Here is a 23,999-nt window from a genome sequence, read left to right on the forward strand (position 1 = left end):
CACCTGCCGATGGAATAACCCGCTGCGCCGTGCGTCCTGCCTGTGAACGCTTTCAGACAGGAGCAAACGCACATGTTACGACTCACCCGCCCTTCATTGCGCTGCGGCGTCGCGCTGCTACTGATGAGCGCGGTGTCCGCCGCCATGGGTCACGAAGGCCATGAGCACGGGGCTCCCGATCCCGTGAGCGCCGAGGCTCCCTTCCTCAGCGAAAACGCTGCCGCCATGGAAACGATGATGGCCGGCATGGACAGCAAACCCACCGGCGACATTGACCGCGATTTCGTGGCGATGATGAGCGCGCATCATCAGGGCGCCATCGACATGGCCGTGACCCTGCTCAAGTACGGCCACAACGAACAGCTCAAGCGCATGGCCCAGGAAATCATCGTCGAGCAACAGCAGGAAATCGCCGCGATGCGCCTGGCCATCGGCGATCCGTTGCCGCCCTCTGTCGCCTCCCCGACCCAGGCACCGATCACGGCACAGCCCTGATCGTCACTCCCTGACTTCACGAAAAGAAGGAAATCTCATGCACCTCCCTCGTTTTCCTATGGCGCTGCTGACCTGCGCCTTGATAACCGCTTCGATGTCCAGTTTCGCCGGACAGATTCCCGGCAAGGCCTCGGCCAAGGACATTCCCATCTCCCATCAGGATCGCCTTTACGCAGCCGAGCAATTCTCAAATACCGTATCGGTCACCGATCCGGTAGACAACAAACTGCTCGGGGTAATCAGCCTCGGCGACCCACAGCCGGGTAACCTGAGCCCGCTGTACAAAGGCGAAGTGCTGGTGCACGGACTAGGCTTCTCGCCGGATCACAAGACATTGGCGGTGGTCTCCATCGGCACCAACTCGGTGTCGTTCATTGACACGCAAACCAACACCGTCAAGCACAAGACCTACGTTGGGCGAGCGCCCCATGAAGCGTTTTTCACCCCCAATGGCAAAGAGGTGTGGGTGACCGTGCGCGGCGAGGATTACGTATCGGTGATCGACGCCAAGACCTTCGAGGAAAAGACTCGCATCAAGACACCGGCAGGGCCCGGCATGCAGATTTTCTCGCCGGACGGCAAATACGGTTACATCTGCTCCTCGTTCAATCCGGAAACGGTGGTGGTGTCCGTGGCCGATCACAAGATCGTCGGCCACGTGCCACAAGCCAGCCCGTTCTGCCCGAATATCGCCGCGTCCGCCGATGGCAAGCAGGTCTGGTTCACGCTAAAGGATGTCGGCAAAGCGCAGGTGTTTGAAGCCACGCCTCCGTTCAAGCTGATCAAGACGCTGGACATCGGGCCGATTGCCAACCACGTCAACCTGGTCAACAACGCCAATGGCTCGTTCGCCTACATCACCGTGGGTGGGCTGAATCAGGTGCAGGTCTATCGCACCGATACGTTCGAGAAAGTTGCGACGATCCCGGTCGGCAACTTGCCTCACGGCATCTGGCCGTCGGGTGACGGCAGCCGTATTTATGTGGGCCTGGAAAACGCCGATGCGTTTGCGGTGATTGACACGTTGAGCAACAAGGTCATCGCCAACATCCCGATTGGCCAGGCGCCGCAAGCGATTGCCTATGTGCCCAAGGCAGTGGAGAAAGGTGCTGGCACCGACAACCTCAAGCCGCTGGGGGTGGCCGGGCAAGCTGCGCACCTGAGTTTGAACGCGGTTGGCAAGCCTGCGGATCAAGCACCCACCAGCGTCACGCTGTTCAACCAGGGCCTGACACAAGTGTTGCAAGCGGCGGTCACGGGCCTTGAACCCAAGCAGCCTTACACCCTGGCACTGGCCGACAAGCCGGATGGCAGTGGCAACCTGCAGCCGTTGTCAGCCTTCATGACCAACCCGGCGGGGTCGGCCATCGTCAACACTATCGGCCCGATCCGACAGATCGTGCAGAACGACACACCCGAGCAGCGGCGTTATCTGGTGGTGGTGGCGGGCAAGCCTGATCAGTTGGGCGCGTTGGCGCAGGTTCAGGCGCAGTAATCGCTTTTGCGCTGCACGGCTTACCTGTGGCGACATGATTACCAAATGGGTAAGACGTGCGACCCGCTGACGTCAGGACTTACAGCAGGTTACTGTCCGTCAGCGGCCTGCAAGGTGCGCAATTGCAGGTCAGCTGGGCTTTTCTTCTGCCAGACCGGCCAGTATTCAACGCGCTTGGCTTCGACATCGGCTTTGTGGGTTTCAAACCAGTTCAGCGATTTGGGTGAGTTGGTGACCAGTTTGGTGTCGCCGATCCAGTCTTTGAAATCCTTGGATTGCAGGCTGTATTCAGCCTTTGGATCGCGCGCCACCGGCCACAGGGAGAAGCGTGCTTTCCACATGCCCATGCGGGGAGTGACCATCGAGTAGTAGGTCTTGCCTGGCGCCAGATCGGCTTCCAGGAAATCGGCGGCTTCGGACACGACCATAAAGGTGCGATGGCCTGGGGCGGTCGGGTAAGCGATCTTGGTGTCGTTGGACAGAATGCCGACGAATTGCGTCTTGCCGCCGGTGACGTCATACAGCGATGCGTCGATCGCCTTGGCGGTAAACGCACTGCGCATGAACACGACTTGAGCGCCGTCTTGCGCGCTTGGCTGCACCGTCTGGTTATCGACAGGTTGCATCAGCGACGAACAACCGGTCAGCAGCAAGGTGCCCGCCAACATCAAAACACTGGTAATACGCATCTACAGCTCCTTGGTTTAAACATCTGCCCGATAACGCATCGGGCCCAGGGCTGTATCGGCGCAAAAGGCCATCACTGAAGAAAAAATTATAAGAAACCGCTCTGGGATGACCTCTCTGGCATTACCGAGCGCTAAACCGTTACCCCGCAACCGCCGCTGAACCGGGTGATTGCAGGCTATTTTCAGTCGCCCGCGCGGTGTAATGGACCCGATGCGGCAACGCCTGTCCCTGCGCATCGAACAGGTGGCATCGCCCCCCGGACACGCCAATCGCCAGTGGTTGCCCGGCCTTGACCTGGGACATGCCGTCGCCCTTGATCATCAGGTCACTGCCGTCAGCGGTCTCGGCGTGAGTAAACGTCTCTCCGCCGAGGTGCTCCACGACCAGCGCTTTCGCCGGAATCTGCGCGTCTCCCTGCCCCCGTTCGGACAGATGCTCAGGACGCAGCCCCAAGGTCAGCGCATCACCCGCCTTCACACCCTCGCCCTGCACCGGCACCCACAGACGCCCGCCCCCGGGCAGGATCACCTCAACCCCCTCAGCACTGACCGCCGCCGCTGACACCTTCAAAAAGCTCATCTGCGGCGAGCCAATGAAGCCGGCAACAAAGCGGTTGCGTGGATGGTGGTAGAGCTCCAGTGGCGAGCCGACCTGTTCGATGCAGCCTTTGTTCAGCACCACGATCTTGTCGGCCAGGGTCATGGCTTCGACCTGGTCATGGGTCACGTAGACCATGGTTGCTTGCAGGTCGGCATGCAGTTTGGCGATCTCGATACGCATCTGCACCCGCAGCGAGGCGTCGAGGTTGGAGAGTGGCTCGTCGAACAAAAAGACTTCCGGTTCATGGACGATCGCTCGACCAATGGCCACACGCTGCCGCTGCCCGCCGGACAGTGCCTTGGGTTTGCGATCCAGCAAGGGATCGAGTTGCAGGATGCGCGCAGCGTTGCGCACTTTGGCCTCGATCTGGTCCTTCGGGATTTTCTGCATCTTGAGGCCGAAGGCGATGTTGTCGTAGACCGACATGTGCGGGTACAGCGCATAGGACTGGAAGACCATCGCCACACCGCGATCGGCCGGTTCCAGGAACGTCACGTCACGCGCGCCGATGCGGATCTGCCCTTGGGTGATGCTCTCAAGCCCCGCAATGCAGCGCAGCAAGGTCGACTTGCCACACCCGGAAGGCCCGACGAACACCACGAATTCGCGGCTTTCGATGCTCAGGTGGATGTCATGCAACACCTTGATGTCGCCATAGGCTTTCTCGACGCCACTCAAACTGAGCTCAGTCAAAATCGTGTCCCCTGAAATTATTGTTGTTGGATGACCGTATGCAAACTTCGTAGGCACGCATACCGATCCATTAACGGTAGCGCACTTGACATCAAACTATTTCGTCCTACGATCATTTGTAATTCTAAAAATACAAATGTCAAGGAGCGCACCGAATGCGGGCTGCATACATCCATGGCATCCGTGACATCCGCATCGGTGAAAAGCCGGTGCCGGTGCCGGTTGGCGACGAAGTGTTGTTGCGGGTGAGCGCTGTCGGGGTCTGCGGCAGCGATCTGCATTACTACAAGGAAGGCGCCATCGGCCATGCACGTATCACGCAGCCCTTTATCGCCGGGCATGAATTCGCCGGCCGCGTGGTCGAGGATCAACCCGCGCTGGGTTTGAAAGCCGGCCAGCTGGTTGCGGTTGATCCGGCCAAACCCTGTGGCCAGTGCGAATGGTGCCATCGCGGTCATGTGAACCTCTGCCCGCACGTTCAATTCCTGGGTTCGCCGCCCCACACCCACGGCGCCATGACCGAGTACATCGTGGTCTCGCCCAGCCAGATTTATCCCGTTCCCGACCACTTCACGCCGGTCCAGGCCGTCATGCTCGAACCCCTGGGCGTGGCGATTCATGCGATGGACCTGGCGGGCAGCAAAAAACTGTTTGAAACGGTCGCCATCATCGGTTGCGGCCCTATCGGCCTGTGCCTGCTGCAACTGGCGCGGATGATGTGCAAAAAAGCCATTTACGCCATCGACCCGATCAACTACCGCACCGAGAAAGCCCGCCAGTTGGGTGCCGATGAAGTGGCCGCCGACCACGCCGCGATTGCCGAGTGGACGGATGGCCGCGGCGTCGATCTGGTTCTGGAAGCGACGAATTCGCCCGAAGGGTTTCAGATTGCCGCGCAATCCGCGCGCATTGGCGGTCGAGTGGTGCTGGTGGGCATTCCCGACGGCGATCAATACGCGCCATTGAGCGCCTCATTGTTGCGTCGAAAGGGGCTGGACATTCGCCTGTCACGGCGCATGGGCCATGTGTACGACCGGGCGATTCAACTGGTCGCGCAAGGCTTGGTGGATGTTGATTGCCTGGTCACCCACCGCTTCGACCTTCAACACGCCACCAAGGCTTTCAGTTACCCCTCGGAGTTTCTCGACGGTGCGCTGAAAACGATCATTTTGCCCAACGCCGAGCAAGAGACTGACTCATAAGAAGTTGTAACTCCCGATGCGCGTGAGCGCAGACAACGCGTAATCCTCGCCCACAATAATAATGAGGTCACGTAATGAAGAAGCTGGTATGGAATGCCCTCGCCCTTTCCGTCGCGCTGGGGTCTGGTGCTGCTCAGGCCTGGACACTGGAAGAAGCCGCAGCGCCCTATAAAGGCACCGAAATCAAAGCCATCTTTCTCGATCGCCCCGGCTACGCTGCTGCCATCAAGCTGCTGCCGGAATTCGAGAAAAAGACCGGGATCAAGGTCAATTACGAAATCATCCCGTACGAGAATACCCGCGAGCAGGAAGTGCTGCGCTTCAGCAGCGCCGAACCTCTGGACGTGGTGCTGACCGACGTGGTGTGGATCGGTGAGTTCGCCGGGAATGGCTGGCTGGAGCCGATCACCACGTTCACCAAAGACGCCAAGCTGGCCGACCCGGACCTGAAGCTTGACGGTTTCTTCCCGATCCTGCTCGAGTCGTTCGGCAGTTGGGACAGTCAGACCTACGGACTGCCCTTCGATAACTACTCGGGCCTGCTGTTCTACAACAAATGCATGCTCAAGGACGCCGGTTTCGACAAACCGCCAGCGACCTGGGATGAGTTGCTCAAGGTCTATGCGCCCAAGCTCACCGACAAGTCCAAGGACCGTTACGCCTATGCCCTGCAATCGCGGCGCGGTGAAACCCAGTCGGCGGACAGCTTCATGCGTTTCCTCTGGCCGTTCGGCGGTTCGCTGCTGGACGCCAACTTCAAATCCAACCTCAACTCGAAGGCCTCTCAGGAAGGTCTGCAGTTCCGTCAGGACCTGATGAAATTCATGCCGCCGGGCATCGTCGACTATGACCATAACGAAGCCGTCAACGCCCTTGCCCAAGGCAAAGTGGCGATGATCACTGAATGGTCGGCGTTCTACAGCACCCTGGCCGACCCCGCCAAATCGAAAATCACCGATTGCCTGGCGGTCGCCACCGAGCCCAAGGGGCCAGCGGGTCTGAAGCCTGCGCTGGGCGGTTTCTCGCTCGGGGTCAACGCCAATTCCGGCGACAAACAGAAAGCGGCCGCGTGGCTGTTCATTCAGTGGGTCACCTCTGAAGCCATGGCCAAACCTTACCTGGAAGCGGGAGGCGTCAGTGGCCGGATGTCGGTCTACAAAGACCCGGACGTGCAGAAGAAGTACCCGTTTGTTCAGCCGATGGTGACTTCGTGGGAAGGCGGCGTACCGGACTATCGTCCACGCTTCCCGCAATGGCCTGAAATCTCTGAAGTGGTCGGCGAAAACGGCACCTCAATGATGCTCGGCAAGTCCAGCGTTGAGGCCGGTGCCAAGGCCATCGGCAGCAAGATGGAGGACATCCTCAAGAAAGCGGGTTACTACGACGGCAAGGTGAAGTTGCTGAAATAGAAAGCCCCTTGTAGGAGCGCGCTTGTCCGCGATGGCGTCCGTACAGGCGTCGCGAGGGTGACATTCGCATCGCAATCGCGGGCAAGCGCGCTCCTACGCCTTTGGCAGAAACAGATGCTCTGAGAATGTGATATGTCCAACCACAAAAAACCGGTGTTCCCGACGCTGTGGAACAACACCCGGGCTGCATTTTCCTTCCTTGCGCCCGCCACTGTCGCGCTGGCGCTGATCGGCATTTTTCCGACCGTGTTCGCGCTGGTCAATTCGTTCCGCCAGTACAACCTGGCGCGCCCCAAGGACCCGACGCCGTTCATCGGCTTCGACAACTACCTCAATGTGCTCAACGACGCCTCGTTCTGGGCAGCGCTGGGCCGTACCGGATTGTTTCTGGTCACCGTGGTGCCGATTCAGCTGGCGCTGGGCCTGATCATCGCCTTGATGCTGCACAAGCCGGGCCTGTCCGGGTTCAAGCTGTTGGCGCGCATGAGCCTGGTGATTCCACTGGCCACGGCACCCGCCGTCGCCGGTCTGATCGGGCGCCTGATCTTTAACCGCGACTTCGGCGTCGCCAACGCCTTGCTGGCGATGCTCAACGCGGGGCCGGTCGAATGGTTGGGCGACACCACCAACGCGTTCATTGCCGTGGCCCTGATGGACATCTGGCAATGGACCCCTTTCTGCGCACTGGTGCTGTTGGCGGGGCTGACCATGGTCCCCAATGAAATCGAAGAAGCGGCGCGACTGGAAACCCGCAGCCGTTGGCAGATCGTGCGCTATGTACAACTGCCCTTCCTGCTGCCCAGTGCCACGGTGATTCTGATTTTGCGCACCGCCGACATTCTCAAGATGTTCGACACCGTGTTCACCATGACCCGTGGCGGGCCGGGTGCTGCCACCGAACTGGTGAGCGTGTACATCCAGCGCGTCGGCTTTCGGGTGTTCGATCAGGGGGTGGCCTCGGCCCAGGCGATCCTGATGCTGATTCTGACCATCGTGCTGGCGCGCCTGTACATCAAATTCGTTTACCGGGAGATCTGACATGGCCACCGTTCCTGCTGCAAACGTTCCAACGATGGCCAGCACCCCTGCACACGCACGCCCTCGCATGAGGGTCAACGCCTGGCATCTCGTTGGCCTGCTGGCGATCTTCCTGTTCGCGGTCTTCCCCTTCTACTGGATGGTGGCCACCAGCTTGAAGACGCAAGCAGAAGCCCTCGCCTCGCCGCCGATCTGGGCGTTCACGCCGCACCTGGATAACTACGTCAAAGTGTTGTTCGAGCGCGATGTGCTGCACAGCCTCGGCAACTCGCTGATCGTGGCCGTCTGCACCACGCTGCTGGCGGTGGGCCTCGGCACGCCGGCCGCCTATGCGCTGGCGCGTTTCGAGTTCAAGGGCAAGGAGGACCTGTGGTTCTGGTTCATCACCAACCGCATGCTCAGTCCGATCGTCGTCGCGCTGCCGATCTTTCTCATGGCACGCAACCTGGGCCTGATCGATACGCATCTGGTGCTGATCCTGATTTACCTGACCTTCAACCTGCCCATCGTGGTGTGGATCTGCACGGATCAGTTTCGTGGCGTGCCGAAGGACCTGGACGAAGCCGCCCGCTTGTCCGGTGCGTCGCGCTTCACCATTTTCTGGCGCATCGCCCTTCCGCTGGCGATGCCGGGCGTTGCCGTGTCGGCGATCTTCTCGTTCATCTTTTCCTGGAACGAGTTGCTCTACGCATTGGTCTTGACCCGCAACGTCGCCCGCACGGCGCCGGTCACCGCGACCAGTTTCATGAGCGGCTACGATTTGCCCTGGGGCGAGATCATGGCCACCGGCACGCTGATCGTGTTCCCGGTGATTATTTTCGCGTTGATGGTTTCCAAGCATCTGGTACAAGGTCTGACCATGGGCGCGGTGAAGTAAGGCGTGCCGCGAATCAGGCTTGACCAAGGACATTGCCGTGCAGAATCGCTATTCGGAACTGACCGCCGACACCGAAACGGTGAACGCGGAGGATCAACTGAACATCCGCATCGCCTGGTACTACTACGTCAACAACATGACCCAGCAGCAGATCGCCGACCGTCTCGGCATCACGCGCGTGCGGGTCAACAAGGCGCTGGCGACGTGCCGTGAAACCGGTGTGGTGCAGATTCGCATCAATTCACCGCTGGCCTCGTGCATCGAGCTTGAGGAGCGGATTCAGGAGCGGTTTGGCCTGGAGCGGGTCACCGTGGTGCCGTCCCCGGACGATCCGGCGACCATCTTTCGCGTGCTTGGGGTGGGTGTTGCGCCGAGCATCGAGGAGTATCTGGTCGATGGCTGCATCATCGCCGTGGGCTGGGGCCGCACCCTTCGTCAGGCGGTGCGTGAACTGCAAGGCCGGGCGCTGCCCAACATGACCGTGGTGTCGCTGCTCGGCGGCCTGCATTACGGGTCGGCAAACAACACCGTGGAAATCGCCTCTAGTCTGGCGGGCCTGTTCGGCGGCTCCTACTACTACCTCGCGGCCCCGGTGTTCGCGCCCTCTGAGCCGTACCGGGACATGATCCTGGCAGAAGCCTCGGTTCAGGATGTACTGGGCAAGGCACGTCAGGCCGATCTGGCGCTGTTGACGGTCGGCGATCTCAGCGAACGCTCGCTGATGCTGGAACTGGGGCTGGTCAATCCCGAAGACGCCCGCTCACTGCGCGCCGCCGGCGCCGTGGGCGATCTGCTCGGGCGCTGGCTGGATCGCGACGGCATTGAAGTCAATCACCCGTTGAACCGACGCGCGATTTCGCTGGATCTTGAAGACCTGCGCAAGATCGGCAAGGTGGTGCTGGTATCGGGTGGGCCGTACAAGGCCGAGATCATTCGCGCGGTGTTGCTGCGCAACGTCGTTCACGAACTGGTGATCGACGAAAGCGCCGCGCAGCAACTGCTCGAACAAGACAACTGACGCTGGAGCAACCGCCATGGCCACTCACGACTTCATGGGCAAACGCATTCTGGTGACCGGGGCCGGCAAGGGCATCGGCCGTGAAACCGTGCAATGGCTGGCACGCTGCGGTGCACAGGTCATCGCCCTTGGACGCAATGCGGCCGACCTTGCCTACTGCGACCACACCTTGGTAGTGGATCTGGCGGATGTCGCGGCGACCCAGGCCGCTGTCGCCTCGATGCTGCCAATCGACCTGCTGGTCAACTGCGCGGGCGTCGTGGAACTGGAGTCGTTTCTCGACACGTCGGTTGCGACCTTCGATCACTTGATGGCGGTCAACACGCGCGCGCCCATGGTGGTGGCTCAGGTGGTGGCCCGGGACCTGATCAAACGCGGTATGCCGGGCGCTGTCGTCAACGTCTCGAGCCTCGCCGCCGCCGTCGGCACTCGTGATCATCTGGCGTATTGCGCCTCGAAGGCCGCGCTGGACGCAATGACGCGGGTCATGGCCGTGGAGTTGGGGCCGCATGGCATCCGGGTCAACAGCGTGAACCCGGTGGTGACCCTGACACCGATGGCCGACAAGGCCTGGAGCGACCCGGTCAAGGCCGCGTCGATGCTCGCGCGCATTCCGTTGGGACGTTTTGTGCAGCCGAGCGAAATCGCCTCGACCATCGCCTTCCTGCTCAGCGACGATGCCGGGATGATCAATGGCGTGACGTTGACGGTCGATGGCGGTTTCAGCGCCGGTTGAGCTTCGCGAGGCGCGGATACAGGTCACGCAGCCTTGGGTACAGCTCGCTGTAGAGCGCCAACAGTTCCTGGTGAAATTCGCGCAAGGCCGGATTCGGCAAGAACGTCTCGCCGTCCTGGGTCATGACCTGCGCCGCGCTGGCGAAGTCTTCGTACCAACCGGCACCGACCGCCGCCGCAATGCCGGCGCCCAGACTGGAGGCTTCCTGGGTCGCGGCACGGATCACCGGCCGGTCGGTGATGTCGGCAATGATCTGACACCACAGACGGCTGGCCGCCCCACCGCCGATGGCGACGAACGTGTTCACCGGCTCGCCCGTGGCCTGGACCATGCGTTGTGTGGCAACGGCTTGCTCAAGGGCAATGCCTTCGAGCACCGCCCGGTAAATTTCCGCGCGTCCGTGATCCGGCGACAACCCCAACAGGCATCCGCGTGCGTCCTGATCCCAGTACGGATTCATCACACCGTTCCAGTACGGCAGCAGGATCAGACCGGCGCTGCCAGGCGCCACCCGCGACGCCTCGATTTCAAGACGAATCAGGCTGTCCGGTTGAGCGACCACGTCAATCTCGAAAAACTGTCGCAACAGGCTGTTGATCAGCAAGGTGCCGGAGCGCAGCGAGGTTTCCAGCACATAGCCCTGACGGTCGATGGCACACATCGTGCGGAAAGCCTCGTCCACCCTCGGCGTGTCGGCATACACCCCCGAGACAATCGCCGTGCCCAGATTCAGGTACGCGGTGCCAGCACTGACCACACCGATGCCCAGCCCGCCCGCCTGCCCGTCTCCACCGCCCGCGACCACCGGCGTGCCCGCTGGAAGCCCGGTCAGCGCCTGCGCCTGCCCGGTTACCGTGCCCAGCACGGAGCCCGGGGCAGCAGCGTTGGGAAAACACGCGGTGCTGAGCGGGATGGGCAGCGCCTGGAGCACGTCCTCGGCCCAGGCATGCGTGTGAATGTCGAAAGCGCCAAACGGATCGGCGCTGGCCCAACTGGTAAGGAACTCGCCCGTCAGCTTGCGTACCAGCCAGGCGTGCGGTTCGTAGACATGTCGAATCTGCCTGAAGCGCTCGGGTTCGGCATCCGCCATCCACGCCAGGCTGTAAATGGCGGGGGCCCAGTCGTGGGGTTTGCCGGTGATGGCGTGCAACCGCTCGTGACCGACGCGCTGACAGAGCGCGGCCACTTCGTCCTTGCGGCGCTCGTCGAGCCAGAGAATCGCCGGCCGCAGCAACCGGTCCTCGGCGTCAGTGACCGCCACCGTTTCGCGCTGATTGACCACGCAGACCGCGGCGATGACTTTGCCCTCGATCATTGCCAGCAGAGACTTCAGCGCACATTGCGTGGCCCGCCACCAGTCTTCGGGGTCCTGCTCGTAGGCGTTGGGTGCCGGCCGGGACAACGCCAGCGGCGCCCGCGCCTGCGCCACCAGCATGCCCCGCACATCCCAGGCAATGGCCTTGCACGTGGTCGTGCTCAGATCGATACCGATGACCAGCTTATGCATACGCGCCCTGCTCCATCACCGTCTGCCAACGTCCGTGGGAACTGCCGAATCGAAGGGCAAGACTAGCTGAGGAATGGCGGGATTGTCCTCTCGGTTTGCGCAACGGCAACCCTCCAGTGCACTGTCTGGCAGACCGACACCCACACTGTGGGAGCGAGCTTGCTCGCGAACAGGCCAGTGAGACGGATGAACATGCATGGCGCCGGCCACAGTCTTCGCGAGCAAGCTCGCTCCCACAACGTGAACAGCCCAGAAAACTAAATACGGGCACGACCTCTTTGAAACTGTCCATTCGTTCAGTGGTGCAAGTCGATTCCTCTAAACAGACGCCGATCCATTATGAAAAACCAAACGCTCATGCTCAGAGTTCTGAAGCTAAGCCCACTGAGTGCTGTGGGCTGAAACACTCAACGCCCGGCCCTATACCGAACTTCCTGTGGGAGCGAATTCATTCGCGAAAATTTTTCAGGCGACACATCGGGATTGCCCGTTTCGCTGTGCCCCGGCTTTTATCGGTTAATGCCTGGATTATCTGCCGACCTTCATATCCATATGGCATCCCACAGCGGATAGTCACCCACTCGCCTCACCAAGCCAGCTCTTACAGGATTGGCGACGATATACCTGGCAGCCTTGAGTAAATCTTCCTCGTAGCGCAGGGCCCGATCATGAAAACCCTGCTGCCAGATGCGCTCTTTACTATGGTTAGCGCGATTGATCGCGACCGCGCTGCAGGCTTTGATCTGTTTCACCCATTGCGCCAGCGATCCTGACTTTAGCTCCAACAGCCAATGGAAGTGGTCGGGCATGATGACCCATGCCAACGAGGTCGCACATTCGTTGCGCTCAGCACGGCGCATCTCCTCAACCACCAGCCGCGCCAGATGGAAGTCAGAAAAGATCGGCTTGCGCTTTTCGGTGGCCGAGGTGATGAGGTAGATCCTGCCCGGTTCAGAAACTCGCCCTTTACGCAGGCTGTGCGATTGCGGTGGGTTGGGCATCCGTGCCTCGTTATCTCGCCATAATGAATGACCTACATTAGTTGCACTGAGAAGGGGTGACTTCATGCGTGTATATCGGGATATGTCAGGCGATCTCATTGTGTAACCAGACCCACGTTGGAACCCAATAGAGTGTTGCTGGATGGGATGGCCAATCGCGAATGAATTCGCTCCCACAAGGAGTGCAGGGGTGTCGCCATAGCAACCCGCTCAAACAGCACATTGACAAGCAAGCCTTCGCTCATCGAGTCTGGTCTCCCCCACACCGCAGGAGAACAAGATGGCGAGCAAGGAAGAGATTTCGGCGTTCATCGCCCGTGAGTTTCCGCAGACCCGGATCGTCGTCGAAGCGGTGGGTGATCAACGGGCGACGATCTCCCAGGTGATCGATCATGCTGACCTGCGCCCTGGCGGGACGGTGTCCGGGCCGACGCTGATGGCCGTGGCCGATGTTGCGTTGTATGTCGCGGTGCTGGGCGTCATCGGCATCGTGCCGTTGACCGTCACCACCAGCCTCACCATCAATTTCCTGCGCAAACCCGAAGCGGGTCGGCGCATCATCGGTGAATGCCAGTTGATGAAAGTCGGCAAGACGCTGGCCATTGGCGAGGTGTCGCTGTACTCCGAAGGTATACCGGACGCAGTCGCCCATGTCGTCGGCACCTATGCCATTCCGCCGCAGCACCTGCGTTGAGTAACACTCAGTGCGAACCTCCTGAGCACCGAGCACTCAAAACCCAGGCAGCCCCGAACGCTGCGGGCCGTTCAGCAAACCTGAACGTCGAACCCTCATCCCTTCGATGGAACGCTTATGAAACGTTATCTATGGCTCGGTCTTCTCGGCTCGCTTTCCCTCGGTGCCCAGGCGGCCACACTCGATGTCCCCATGAACCTGGTCAGCGCCGACGGCGCGCCACAACCCATCGGTCAAGTCACCATCAGCGAAACCGCCTACGGGCTGGTGTTCACGCCCAAGCTGAGTTCGTTGCCTGCGGGCGTTCACGGTTTTCACGTGCATGAAAACGGCAGCTGTGATGCTGGCACCAAAGACGGCAAGAAAGGCGCGGCACTGGCCGCTGGCGGACATTTCGACCCGAAAAAGACCGGCAAACACCTCGGACCTTATGGCGAAGGCCACTTGGGCGATTTGCCCGCGGTCTACGTCACCGCCGACGGCATGGCCACCTATCCGGTGCTGGCGCCGCGGTTGAAAAAAATCTCGGACATCAAGGGCCACGCGTTGATGATTCACGCAGGTGGCGACAATCACGCCGACATGCCCATGCCGCTGGGCGGTGGTGGCGACCGCGTCGCGTGCGGGGTGATCTGACCGTGAGCGGTCGGGGTGCTTGACCACGCTGCCCGATACGGTTGAAGCCAGCGAAACGCGCGAGCTGCCTGTCCAGGCACGGGGCCGGAATGACCCCGTCGCGCGCTTCGCCTCCTCCGTTACAACGTTTAACCCTTAACCGGGCATCAGCCCCAGAGGGTGCGCCCAAAGAACGTCAGCGTGCGGTCCCACGCCAATTGCGCCCAGACCGGGTCGTATTGAGTGCCCGGGATCCGCCCGTAACCCACGGCTTCTTCGTTGGTGAACGCGTGATGCGCCAGATAGCGATGGAACTCGATGTCCACTCCGCCCTCGCTGAGTTTTTCTTCCAGTTTGTCGACGTTTTCCGCCGGGAAGAACTCGTCCTGCGTCGCCCAGTGCGCCTGGACCGGCACTTTGATGGCCTTGGGATCGAGGTATTCCAGCGGCGGCATGCCGTAAAAGACCACGCCCGCTGACAGTTCAGGGATGAAGTTCAATGCCAGCAAGGTCAGCGCCCCGCCCATGCAGAAACCGGTGACGCCCACGTTCCGGGTGTGGCCTTTGAGGTATTGCACGGCGCCGCGGATGTCCTGCGAGGCCGCGTCGGCGAAATCGAGTTTGCTCATCAGGTGATGCGCTTCCTCTTCCTCGACCGTCATCTCCCCCCGGTACAGATCAGGCACCAACGCCAGATAACCGGCCGCTGCCAGGCGGTCGGCGACGCCGCGAATCTGATCGTTAAGGCCCCACCATTCCTGAATCACCACAATGGCGGGCGCGCCCTCGGTCTTCGCCGGGCTGGCGAGGTATCCGTTCACATCCTTACCGTCCGGACGTTTGTAGCTGATGGTTGTACCTGCTGGCTGTTTCGCGGATTGATTCACGTTGATCTCCCAAAGGTGAAAGAAAGCGTCTGGACGGCTGTTTGCGGGTCACTATGCCGCCCGGGTTCTCTGTTCTACGTCACTTGCCTGTCGCTTGAAAGAACGAAATGCGTTTGCTCAATGAAACCTTTGATCAGAACGTACCGGGATAGCCACCCCCGTCCAGCAACAGGTTCTGGCCCGTCATGAACCCGGCCTGCGCGCTGCACAGGAATGCGCAGAACGCCCCGAATTCATCGGCGGTGCCAAAGCGCTGTGCCGGCACAGCCTTGCGGCGCTGGTCGGCCAACGCGTCAACGCTGACGCCCTGCTTGTCGGCGGCCAGGCTGATGTTTTTCTGCAAACGTTCGGTGTCGAACGGCCCTGGCAACAGGTTATTGATCGTGACGTTCTTGCCCGCCAGCTGCGGCTGACGCGCAAGACCTGCAATAAAGCCGGTCAGGCCGCTGCGGGCACCGTTGGACAGGCCCAAGGTGTCGATTGGCGCCTTCACCGCGCCCGAGGTGATGTTGATCACGCGGCCAAACCCGCGCGAGGCCATGCCGTCGACGCAGGCCTTGATCAGTTCGATGGGCGTGAGCATGTTGGCGTCCAGCGCCTTGATCCAGTCCTCGCGCTGCCAGTCGCGAAAATCGCCGGGCGGCGGGCCTCCGGCGTTGTTGACCAGAATATCGACCTGCGGACAGGCAGCCAGCACCGCGTCTCGCACCGGCGTCTGGCTGATGTCACCGGCGACCGTGCGCACTTCGATGCCTGGCGCCAGCGTACGCAACTCGGCGGCGGCGGCCTGCAAGGCTTCATCGCCCCGCGCATTGATCACCAGATTGACGCCTTCTTTGGCCAGCGCTCTTGCGCAGCCCAATCCCAGGCCCTTGCTGGCGGCACAGACAATCGCCCAGCGTCCCGACACTCCCAGATCCATGACACGACTCCTGTTCATTCGATGATGAAAACTCAGGCGTCAAACTTAGCATCAAGTGAAGGGTTGAGCGCGGTCAGCCGTTTTGCAGATCGGAGGTGATAGAGGGCGTGCACAGATCGGCACGAGAGGCCGCCCGCTCCGCTTCACGCATGGCGCGCAGCTGCTTTTTCAGCGCCGGCACCGACGGCGCGTAGAGAAAGCCGAATGACACACTGTTACGGCGCCCCTTCACCGCATGGTGCATCAAGTGGGCGTGATAGAGGCGCTTGAGGTAGCGATTGCGGGGTTGGGGGCGCACCGGCCAGTGACGGTGGACGATGCCATCGTGAACCAGCACGTAGATCAGGCCAAAGGCGGCAACACCCGCGCCCACCCATTGGAGCGGGTCGAAGCCGCTGTTGCCCAGCACGATCAGACCGACCGCGACCATGCCCAGTGCCAGCAGATAGACGTCGTTGGTCTCGAACGCGCCCAGGTGCTCTTCATGGTGCGAGCGGTGCAGGAACCAGCCCCAGCCATGCATGACGTACTTGTGCACAAGAAAGCCGACACCCTCCATGAGGAACAGGGTGATGAGGAAAATCGCAGCGTTGAGGATCATGAAGTTGAGCACATGGTGTCGAGGATGCCGCGGGTGTCTGAACGTCGACGTGCAGCATACCGGGGCGGCGCTGAAAATCAAAAAACCGCTGACCAAAAGGAAGATGGATACCCTGTGGGAGCGAATTCATTCGCGATGCAATGTGTCAGACGACAGCGAGTGTCGCCTGTACCGGACTCTCGCGAATGAATTCGCGCCCACAGGGATCTGCGTCGGACTGCCTCGGCAGGCTCAACACGAAGATTTCACTCACAACGTTTGCTTTCCTGACCGACCGATGTAAAAAATGGCCCCATGGGTGAACGGTTGGTTCGTTCACTGTACTAATGCCCGCGACCGACAACGGCTCGCCGGCATCGCTTTCAAGGAATTCAGAATGGCTCCAAGACATGTAATCAACGCTTCGGTCAGTCCAAAAGGTAGCCTGGAGACGCTGTCGCAACGCGAAGTCCAGCAACTCAGCGCCGCCGGCTCAGGCAGTATCTATAACCTCTTCCGCCAGTGCGCCCTGGCCATCCTCAACACCGGCGCCCATGTCGACAACGCCAAAACCATTCTCGAGGCCTACAAGGATTTCGAAGTCCGCATTCATCAACAGGACCGTGGCGTACGCCTGGAGCTGCTGAACGCTCCGGCCGATGCCTTCGTCGACGGCGAAATGATCGCCAGCACGCGTGAAATGCTGTTCAGCGCCCTGCGCGACATCGTCTACACCGAAAGCGAACTGGACAGCCAGCGCATCGACCTCAGCACCTCGCAAGGCATCACCGATTACGTCTTCCACCTGCTGCGCAACGCCCGCACCCTGCGTCCCGGCGTCGAACCGAAGATGGTGGTGTGCTGGGGTGGGCACTCGATCAATACCGAAGAATACAAATACACCAAGAAAGTCGGCCACGAACTGGGCTTGCGTAAACTGGACATCTGCACCGGTTGCGGCCCCGGCGTGATGAAAGGCCCGATGAAGGGCGCAACCATTGCCCACGCCAAGCAGCGTATCAGTGGTGGACGTTATCTGGGGCTGACAGAGCCGGGCATCATCGCCGCCGAGGCGCCGAACCCGATCGTCAACGAACTGGTGATCCTGCCGGACATCGAAAAACGTCTGGAAGCCTTTGTTCGCGTGGGTCACGGCATCATCATCTTCCCGGGCGGCGCCGGCACCGCTGAAGAATTTTTGTACCTGCTGGGCATCCTGATGCACCCGGACAACCAGGGGCTGCCGTTCCCGGTGATCCTGACCGGACCGAGAAGCACCGCGCCGTACCTGGAGCAATTGCACGCCTTCGTCAGCGCCACCCTGGGTGAAGAAGCGCACAAGCACTACCAGATCATCATCGACGATCCGGCCGAAGTGGCTCGTCAGATGACCGAGGGTTTGAAGGAGGTACGTCTGTTCCGCCGTGAACGTGCCGACGCCTTCCACTTCAACTGGCTGCTGAAGATTGAAGAAAGCTTCCAGCGCCCGTTCGACCCGACCCACGCCAACATGTCCAGCCTGCAACTGCGTCGCGATCTGCCACCCCACGAGTTGGCGGCGAACCTGCGTCGGGCGTTCTCCGGCATCGTGGCCGGTAACGTGAAGGACAAGGGTATCCGCCTGATCGAAGAAAACGGCCCGTATGAGATTCATGGCGATGCTGAAGTCATGAAGCCGCTGGACAAGCTACTCCAGTCCTTCGTGGAGCAACACCGCATGAAACTGCCGGGCGGCGCAGCCTATGTGCCGTGTTATCGAGTCGTATCGTAACGGCGGCCTCTCCCCCGGCGGCTTTGCACGCTGTCCGATGTAAAACGCAACCTCTGTAGGAGCCGGCTTGCTGGCGAAAGCGTCCGCCCAGTCACCTATTGGGTGACTGAAACACTGCATTCGCCAGCAAGCCGGCTCCTACAGTTGGACCTTCACACACCGACGGAACCCCCATGATTCAACTCCGCACCATGACCGCCGAAGACTTCGAGCGTTTCTGGCCTACCTTCCAGGCCGTGATTCGAGCGCAGGAAACGTACGCCTACGACCCCGACCTGACCTATGAACAGGCCTTGTACCTGTGGCTGGAATACCCACTGCACACGCTGATCGCCGAGGAAGACGGCGAATTGCTCGGCAGCTATTACCTTAAGGCCAATGCCGCCGGGCCGGGCAGTCACGTGTCCAACTGTGGCTACATGGTCACTCCGGCAGCCAGAGGGCGCGGCGTCGCCCGACTGATGTGCGAACACTCCCAACAACTGGCGGTGGACAGCGGCTTTTCTGCGATGCAGTTCAATTCAGTGGTGTCGACCAACGAGGTCGCCGTAGCCCTGTGGCACAAGCTGGGTTTCGAAACGGTCGGGCGTCTGCCCCGCGCCTATCGCCACGCAAAACTGGGAATGGTCGATTGCCTGGTGATGTACAAATGGCTGGCCGACATGCCCGCCTCGCGCAAGGCCAAGAGCCCGTTGCTGATCGGGCGCAAAAACATCGAATCAGTGATCTCGCGGCCAAGGCGCAAGGCCCCGGACAAACCCGCCTGATTATTTTCCCGACACATTGGAACCACCGTTGCCCTGACGCCACTCACTGCCCAAAGCATCTATTTGCAGGGAAGGCGTCAACATGGCTTTACCACCCGTTTCCCTCGGCCAGACTTCACACGTCAGCAACGTTTCACTGAACAGCGGTGCGTCTGAAACCTCGGGACCGAAACAGCGCAACGGCGTGTTCGCCAAAATGGCCAGCGCCAGCCAGTCGGCGATCAGCAAGGGCCGTAACTTCACCGGCGGGCTGTTCAGGGCTCGCTCAGCAGATGCCTCTTCGGTCACGCGCAGTTCACGTGCGCCGTCGCCGACAAATGCCACCACCCCTACCGTCGCCGCGCCTCAGGGACAAGCCATCGGCGGGCCGTCGCTGCCATCGCGGGCACCCTCCCTGGCCTCCGAGCATGCGCCACCGCAAGCACCCACGCCTGTCGGGCCAGAGCATGGGGCCGCAGCGCCCGAAGTCGCCATACCGCTGACACCCAGATTGACCATGGCGCTGAACAATCAGCGCCTGGTGTTCGGCGAACTCGGCGTCACCAATCGCACGGAAAACCTCCTCGATAGCGTGCTGAACAAACCTGGCGAGCGCTACCAGGGCCTGGCGGAGCTCAAAAACGCCACTGACAAGACCGAGTATCTGCTGAGCGATGGGCGCAGCCGACTGGTCCATGCCCACGCCAGCGACCTGGCCGTCTCGGTGTTTAAAAGCAGCGACCACCAGGCCAACGCTTCGACCATGAAGATGCCGGGCGACGCCCACCGAGCGCACATCACGGGCGTGCACCTGGACGCCGACGGCAATGCCTTCCGCATCCATGAAAAGAAGCTGTACACCCTCAATGGCGACGACTGGCAGCCACACGCCTTCACCGACGACCTGAAAAGCCTGCAAAAACTCGGCAGTGAGGTGTATGCCATCGACAGCAGCGGCGGCGTCCGGGCGCTGAGCCATCCAGGCGTTGCGGTGCCGTTCGAGCATGACGTAAAGGCGCTGACCCACGTCGATGGCGCCCTGATCGCATTGACCGCCGATGGCGACAAACGCCTGCATCTGGAGCGCAGGGACGGCCTGGGCAATGGCCATCACGCCATCCACGCGCTGACTGACGACCATGGCCCGCTGGACGACGATGACACCGCTAAACCGACAGCCATCGTCCTGCAGGGCAATCAACTGCTGGTCAGCACGGCAACCGGTGCGTTACGTCGCGCCGAGCTGCCCGACGACCTGCTCGCCGAACGACTCGACAGCATCGGCACCGGCGAAACCCACGCATTGGAGCCGCTGCAACTGACCGATGCACCGGCCTCGAACGCGCTGCAAAAGGTGTTGGGGCAACACCGCTATGGCGAATTCTTCACTGACGACGACCAGCTGTTCGCCAAGATCAAAGACAGGCACGGCGACGAACACAGCGCCAGTTGGAACGCCCAGGCCAACGCCTTCGTGCCGGGCTGGAACCTGAGTCAGGTGCTCATGCTCGACCGACAACAGGGTTTGCCGCAGTTGGCCCCTGCCGCGAGCGAGCAGATTCAGCTGCCTCGGGGGCGTATCGCCCGGCACGAAGACGACCTGCTGGCGCAAGATCCGCGGACCGGGGAATGGAAGAAAACCAGCGAGAAAGGCATCAAGGGCCTGATTGCAGGACGCGACGGCTTCGCTTACGTGATCGACAAGGACAACACGCTCAAACAGCTCAAAGTCGTACCCCAGGCCACTGCGCACAGCATGAGTAACGGCGTCGATCTGACGCTGCCGGGCAGAACGACCGAAGCCAAAGGCACGATCATGCGTGGCGCCGAACACGTGGCCGTGGAAAAAGCGGCCATCCAGAACGACCAGCGCTACATGACCCTGAGCGAAGGCGTGCTGCGCCTGCACGATCAGAATGGCGAGCGGGCAAAATTGCCCCAGATCCCCGGTGAGGGCGACATCGCCGGGATCGGCAGCGACGGCAAGGACTGGTTCGCCCTGAAGGACGGCACCCTGCACCAGATGAGTGGAGCCGCCGCCGATCCCAAGCGCCTGTCCAGCCCCAGCGCTCGCCAATGGACGCAGCCTGCGGTGAATGGCCTGCCGGCTGGCGCGACGCTGGAGAATCTGACCACGGATAACGAGGGCCGTCTGTGCCTCACCGCGAGCACGCCCGGTGCGAATCCGGGTGATGCTGCAGTCAGCAACGACTATGTGCGCGGCGATGCCGGCGACTGGTCCCCCGCCACCCCTTCCCCGGCGAGGGCCAACACGCCTGCCCACCAGCACTTCGACAACCTTGCCGCCGGCGAGCCGGCATTCACCCGTCGGGGCAATATCAAGACCAGTTTCAACGTGCTGGGCCGCAACAATGTGGAGACCGCAACGCCCACACACTACGCGCCTCATTCTCTGACCCAGAACTACGTCACTGCGCATCTGGCGTCGACCGGCGCATTCAAGGTCCCCGCCGACAGCATTCAGCATGCCTGGAGTGGCCGCGAAGGTCTCAGGCCGGTGTATGACCGCGAAATCGAGACGTTGCGTCAGCTCAGCGAAGCGGTGAGAAACCGTCCGGCCGTGAATCCTGCGCCCATGGCTGAACGCCTGCAGACCCTGGGTCAGCGGCCGCTGACCGAGCCGGTGGCCGAACTCTCCGAGCTGTTCGAATGGTTCCAGAAGACGGTCAGCGACGACATGCAGAAAACCCTGCGCGAACTGGCTCAGGATCAGGGTGCGATGCTCAAGAATGGCGACGTCAATATGGCGTATCGGGCCAGGAAGCCGCCGAAGACCGACCTGCTCGATGAAGTCTCCCAACTCCTCAAAAGCAGCGGCATCCCCGCCGATGACCCTCTGGGCAAAATGGTCAAGGACTTGCAGGACAACCATTTCACCCTTGAGCACCGCAATCCGACCTCGATGATCGGCGACTCGCGCAAACGTGGCGACAACCAGACATTGCTCTGCGCCCGGCTGGCTGCCAACGCACAGGTGATGCGCAGCATCAGCGACATGCTCGACGAACTGGTTGCCAACCCACACCGGCCCAAGGCCGATATCGACCTTCTCGCCGGCCGGCTGGCGACCTTGCACAACGACACTTACGACAACAACCCGCTCAAGCGCTACACCGACGCAGGCTTTCGCAGTTACTCGTCGCTGGAAGCCAGTTACGACGCGACCAAGAGCCTGCTCAAATACATGCGCAAGGAGAATCATCCGGTCAAGCGCAATGTCCTGGAGGGGCTGCAAACCACTCCGGGACAACTGACCGAGAACCTGACCAAGGCATTGCGCGACCTGGAGCCCCGGGAGAGCCTGAAGATCAACCGCAACTACGGCGGCGGTGTGACGGGCGGCATCACCGGGCCCGCTGGCGACGCGTTCCTCGGCTTTCGAGGGGCCATCGATCCGGAACGCACCTATGGCATGACCTTCACCCGCTTCGATCGCGGCCTGAAAGTCTCCATGAACCGCGAAGGCGCCCTCAGTGGCACCGCCAGCTTCGGCTTTGGTGGCGGCCTGTCGGACACCAAAACCACACCCGGCGACAGCCATCAGAACGTTCAGTCCAACGGCGGCTGGTTCGGCGGTAGTCTGGACGCCAAGCACAAATACACCGAGAACACGGCGCTGAGCTTCTTCATTCGTGAGGATGAAATGGACGCCTTCATGGAGGACTTGCTGAACAAGCCCCTGCACAGCAGCCAGCGCACGGTCGCCAACGGCCTCAAGCCCATGGAGCTGATGAACCGTGGCGTCGAGCACGAAGTGCGCACCACCGGCAAACACAACTTCGATCTGGAGCTCAACGCCAATGTCGAATCGCGCACCAACTATGGCCAGACCGACGCTGAGCCTGTGGCCGGTTTCATGCGCTTCGGCGTCGGCCTGCTGGCCAACCTGGCGCTGTTGAACGCCGAGCGCGAACGCACCCGGGGCCGAGGCAACGACGGCCTGAAGACCGACATCTACAGCAGCAACCGCGCGCGCTTTCTGGAAAAAGGCTCGGTGGCCGGCTACGGCCGCCTGTTCAGCACTCTGTTCACCTCCCGCCCCAACGATCTGTTCATCGCAGGCGGCGCGCCCACCGGGGTGACGGCCAGCCTGTCGTTTGATAACAAGACCGGCAAGACCTACGACGTGCGTTTCAAGGATGCACTGCCGGTACACAGCAGTGACCTGAAGAGTCTGGAAAGCAGCCTGGAAAAAGCCTTTCCGGCGATCAGGCAGGAAAAACCCGACGGCAAGAGCGTCGATGAGCGCCTGGCCGCCATGCAGCGGCAGTACGCAGGCCAGACGGTCGAAAACGATGCACAACATTCGGCCCTGACCAGCCTGGCGCAGACCCAGCGCCAGGAAACAGCCAGCAAACAGGGTTTGCCGCTGATGTCCCTGATGGACATGCTGGTCAAGCACAACAACGTCAACCGCATTGATCAGGCCGCGCTGAGCAAGCGTGGCATCGACGCCGTCAAGCAGATGCTGGGCAGGGATGTCCATCCGGGCAATGCCGAATGCATTCATGAGCTGCTGGGCGAAGATCCCCAGCTCAAGACGCTGCTCGATGACCTCAAGAGCGCCACCGGCACGACGCGGGCCGAAATCAAGCTTGAGGTCAAGGACGCGGTCAAGAAGCACATTGAGGACGCGGCGATCAAAGGCACGCTGACCAACGAGGCGCTCAAGAACACGCTGTCGGATCGCGGCAATCTGCGGATCAAAAGCATCGCCGTGTTCCGCACCGCCGCCAAGGACGACTCGCTGGGTGTGCCGTTGCCGTATGTCAGTTTCAAGAGCGGCAGCAACCTGAGTATCGAGCGTCTGCGCGGGGAAGTGACGTTCGAATACGGACTGGATCAGGAAAAACCGAAGACATTCACCCTGGACGGCGAACTGGCCGACAAGGGCGACAGCCAGCCGGCGCTGGACATGGCTGACGCCGCCCATGGCACATTCCGCCCACGCTGATGCCACGGCTCAGGCCCTCAACCCCACCGACATTGACTGACAGGACGT

At 61.2% G+C, this 23,999-nt stretch carries 20 protein-coding genes; 13 read left to right on the forward strand and 7 right to left on the reverse strand.

Annotated features, from left to right (window positions below):
- Window positions 1-72 precede the first annotated feature (72 nt).
- The gene (locus AB4N84_RS26080; RefSeq protein WP_460043882.1) at window positions 73-495 is read left to right on the forward strand and encodes a DUF305 domain-containing protein; all 423 of its coding nucleotides are present in this window, start codon (window positions 73-75) and stop codon (window positions 493-495) included.
- Between the two features lie 37 nt (window positions 496-532).
- Window positions 533-1,990, forward strand: coding sequence for a YncE family protein (locus AB4N84_RS26085; protein WP_460043883.1), 1,458 nt, complete (start codon window positions 533-535; stop codon window positions 1,988-1,990).
- 89 nt (window positions 1,991-2,079) lie between these two features.
- Here the strand turns inward: AB4N84_RS26085 and AB4N84_RS26090 are convergent, their stop codons facing one another.
- Entirely contained in the window at window positions 2,080-2,679 is a 600-nt protein-coding gene (locus AB4N84_RS26090; RefSeq protein WP_074750436.1) for a hypothetical protein, read from the reverse strand.
- Between the two features lie 139 nt (window positions 2,680-2,818).
- Window positions 2,819-3,973, reverse strand: a complete 1,155-nt coding sequence (locus tag AB4N84_RS26095; protein ID WP_460043885.1) for an ABC transporter ATP-binding protein — start codon at window positions 3,971-3,973, stop codon at window positions 2,819-2,821.
- Between the two features lie 155 nt (window positions 3,974-4,128).
- Here AB4N84_RS26095 and AB4N84_RS26100 point away from each other — a divergent pair, with 155 nt between their 5' ends.
- The 6 genes from AB4N84_RS26100 (at window position 4,129) to AB4N84_RS26125 (ending at window position 10,253) form a co-directional block, all read left to right on the forward strand.
- Window positions 4,129-5,175, forward strand: a complete 1,047-nt coding sequence (locus AB4N84_RS26100) for a zinc-dependent alcohol dehydrogenase (protein ID WP_460043887.1) — start codon at window positions 4,129-4,131, stop codon at window positions 5,173-5,175.
- A gap of 74 nt (window positions 5,176-5,249) precedes the next feature.
- On the forward strand, window positions 5,250-6,584 hold the full coding sequence (locus AB4N84_RS26105) for an ABC transporter substrate-binding protein (protein WP_460043889.1): 1,335 nt from the start codon (window positions 5,250-5,252) through the stop codon (window positions 6,582-6,584).
- 132 nt (window positions 6,585-6,716) lie between these two features.
- Complete coding sequence (locus AB4N84_RS26110) at window positions 6,717-7,622, forward strand: carbohydrate ABC transporter permease (protein ID WP_346830643.1); 906 nt, start codon at window positions 6,717-6,719, stop codon at window positions 7,620-7,622.
- Window position 7,623: 1 nt separating this feature from the next.
- The gene (locus tag AB4N84_RS26115) at window positions 7,624-8,499 is read left to right on the forward strand and encodes a carbohydrate ABC transporter permease (RefSeq protein WP_460043891.1); all 876 of its coding nucleotides are present in this window, start codon (window positions 7,624-7,626) and stop codon (window positions 8,497-8,499) included.
- Between the two features lie 37 nt (window positions 8,500-8,536).
- Window positions 8,537-9,517: a sugar-binding transcriptional regulator gene (locus tag AB4N84_RS26120; protein WP_460043893.1), complete on the forward strand. Its 981-nt coding sequence runs from the start codon at window positions 8,537-8,539 to the stop codon at window positions 9,515-9,517.
- A gap of 16 nt (window positions 9,518-9,533) precedes the next feature.
- Window positions 9,534-10,253, forward strand: coding sequence for an SDR family oxidoreductase (locus AB4N84_RS26125; RefSeq protein WP_460043894.1), 720 nt, complete (start codon window positions 9,534-9,536; stop codon window positions 10,251-10,253).
- Here the strand turns inward: AB4N84_RS26125 and AB4N84_RS26130 are convergent.
- Window positions 10,240-11,760: a xylulokinase gene (locus AB4N84_RS26130; RefSeq protein ID WP_460043896.1), complete on the reverse strand. Its 1,521-nt coding sequence runs from the start codon at window positions 11,758-11,760 to the stop codon at window positions 10,240-10,242. The two genes, AB4N84_RS26125 and AB4N84_RS26130, sit on opposite strands and share 14 nt — an antisense overlap.
- Before the next feature lie 542 nt (window positions 11,761-12,302).
- Window positions 12,303-12,761, reverse strand: coding sequence for an REP-associated tyrosine transposase (locus AB4N84_RS26135; protein ID WP_460043898.1), 459 nt, complete (start codon window positions 12,759-12,761; stop codon window positions 12,303-12,305).
- A gap of 280 nt (window positions 12,762-13,041) precedes the next feature.
- Here AB4N84_RS26135 and AB4N84_RS26140 point away from each other — a divergent pair, with 280 nt between their 5' ends.
- Complete coding sequence (locus AB4N84_RS26140; RefSeq protein WP_074750412.1) at window positions 13,042-13,455, forward strand: PaaI family thioesterase; 414 nt, start codon at window positions 13,042-13,044, stop codon at window positions 13,453-13,455.
- Window positions 13,456-13,572: 117 nt separating this feature from the next.
- Complete coding sequence (gene sodC / locus AB4N84_RS26145) at window positions 13,573-14,091, forward strand: superoxide dismutase [Cu-Zn] SodC (protein WP_460043899.1); 519 nt, start codon at window positions 13,573-13,575, stop codon at window positions 14,089-14,091.
- 146 nt (window positions 14,092-14,237) lie between these two features.
- Here sodC and AB4N84_RS26150 read toward each other — a convergent pair whose 3' ends face one another.
- From AB4N84_RS26150 to AB4N84_RS26160, 3 genes are all read right to left on the reverse strand, one after another.
- Window positions 14,238-14,957: a dienelactone hydrolase family protein gene (locus AB4N84_RS26150; protein WP_074750409.1), complete on the reverse strand. Its 720-nt coding sequence runs from the start codon at window positions 14,955-14,957 to the stop codon at window positions 14,238-14,240.
- Between the two features lie 133 nt (window positions 14,958-15,090).
- A complete protein-coding gene (locus AB4N84_RS26155; protein ID WP_460043900.1) occupies window positions 15,091-15,879 on the reverse strand; it encodes an SDR family oxidoreductase in 789 nt (262 codons plus the stop codon).
- Between the two features lie 73 nt (window positions 15,880-15,952).
- Window positions 15,953-16,480 carry a sterol desaturase family protein gene (locus AB4N84_RS26160; protein WP_460043902.1) on the reverse strand — a complete coding sequence of 176 codons (528 nt, stop codon included), beginning with the start codon at window positions 16,478-16,480 and terminating at the stop codon, window positions 15,953-15,955.
- Window positions 16,481-16,856: 376 nt separating this feature from the next.
- On the opposite strand from AB4N84_RS26160, the gene ppnN reads away from it, so the two are divergent.
- From ppnN to AB4N84_RS26175, 3 genes are all read left to right on the forward strand, one after another.
- A complete protein-coding gene (ppnN, locus tag AB4N84_RS26165; protein WP_074750405.1) occupies window positions 16,857-18,230 on the forward strand; it encodes a nucleotide 5'-monophosphate nucleosidase PpnN in 1,374 nt (457 codons plus the stop codon).
- A 173-nt stretch (window positions 18,231-18,403) separates the two neighbouring features.
- Window positions 18,404-18,997 carry an N-acetyltransferase family protein gene (locus tag AB4N84_RS26170; RefSeq protein ID WP_460043904.1) on the forward strand — a complete coding sequence of 198 codons (594 nt, stop codon included), beginning with the start codon at window positions 18,404-18,406 and terminating at the stop codon, window positions 18,995-18,997.
- 82 nt (window positions 18,998-19,079) lie between these two features.
- On the forward strand, window positions 19,080-23,951 hold the full coding sequence (locus AB4N84_RS26175) for an AvrE-family type 3 secretion system effector (RefSeq protein ID WP_460043906.1): 4,872 nt from the start codon (window positions 19,080-19,082) through the stop codon (window positions 23,949-23,951).
- Window positions 23,952-23,999 lie beyond the last annotated feature (48 nt).

Source organism: Pseudomonas sp. S2_H01, from assembly GCF_054668305.1.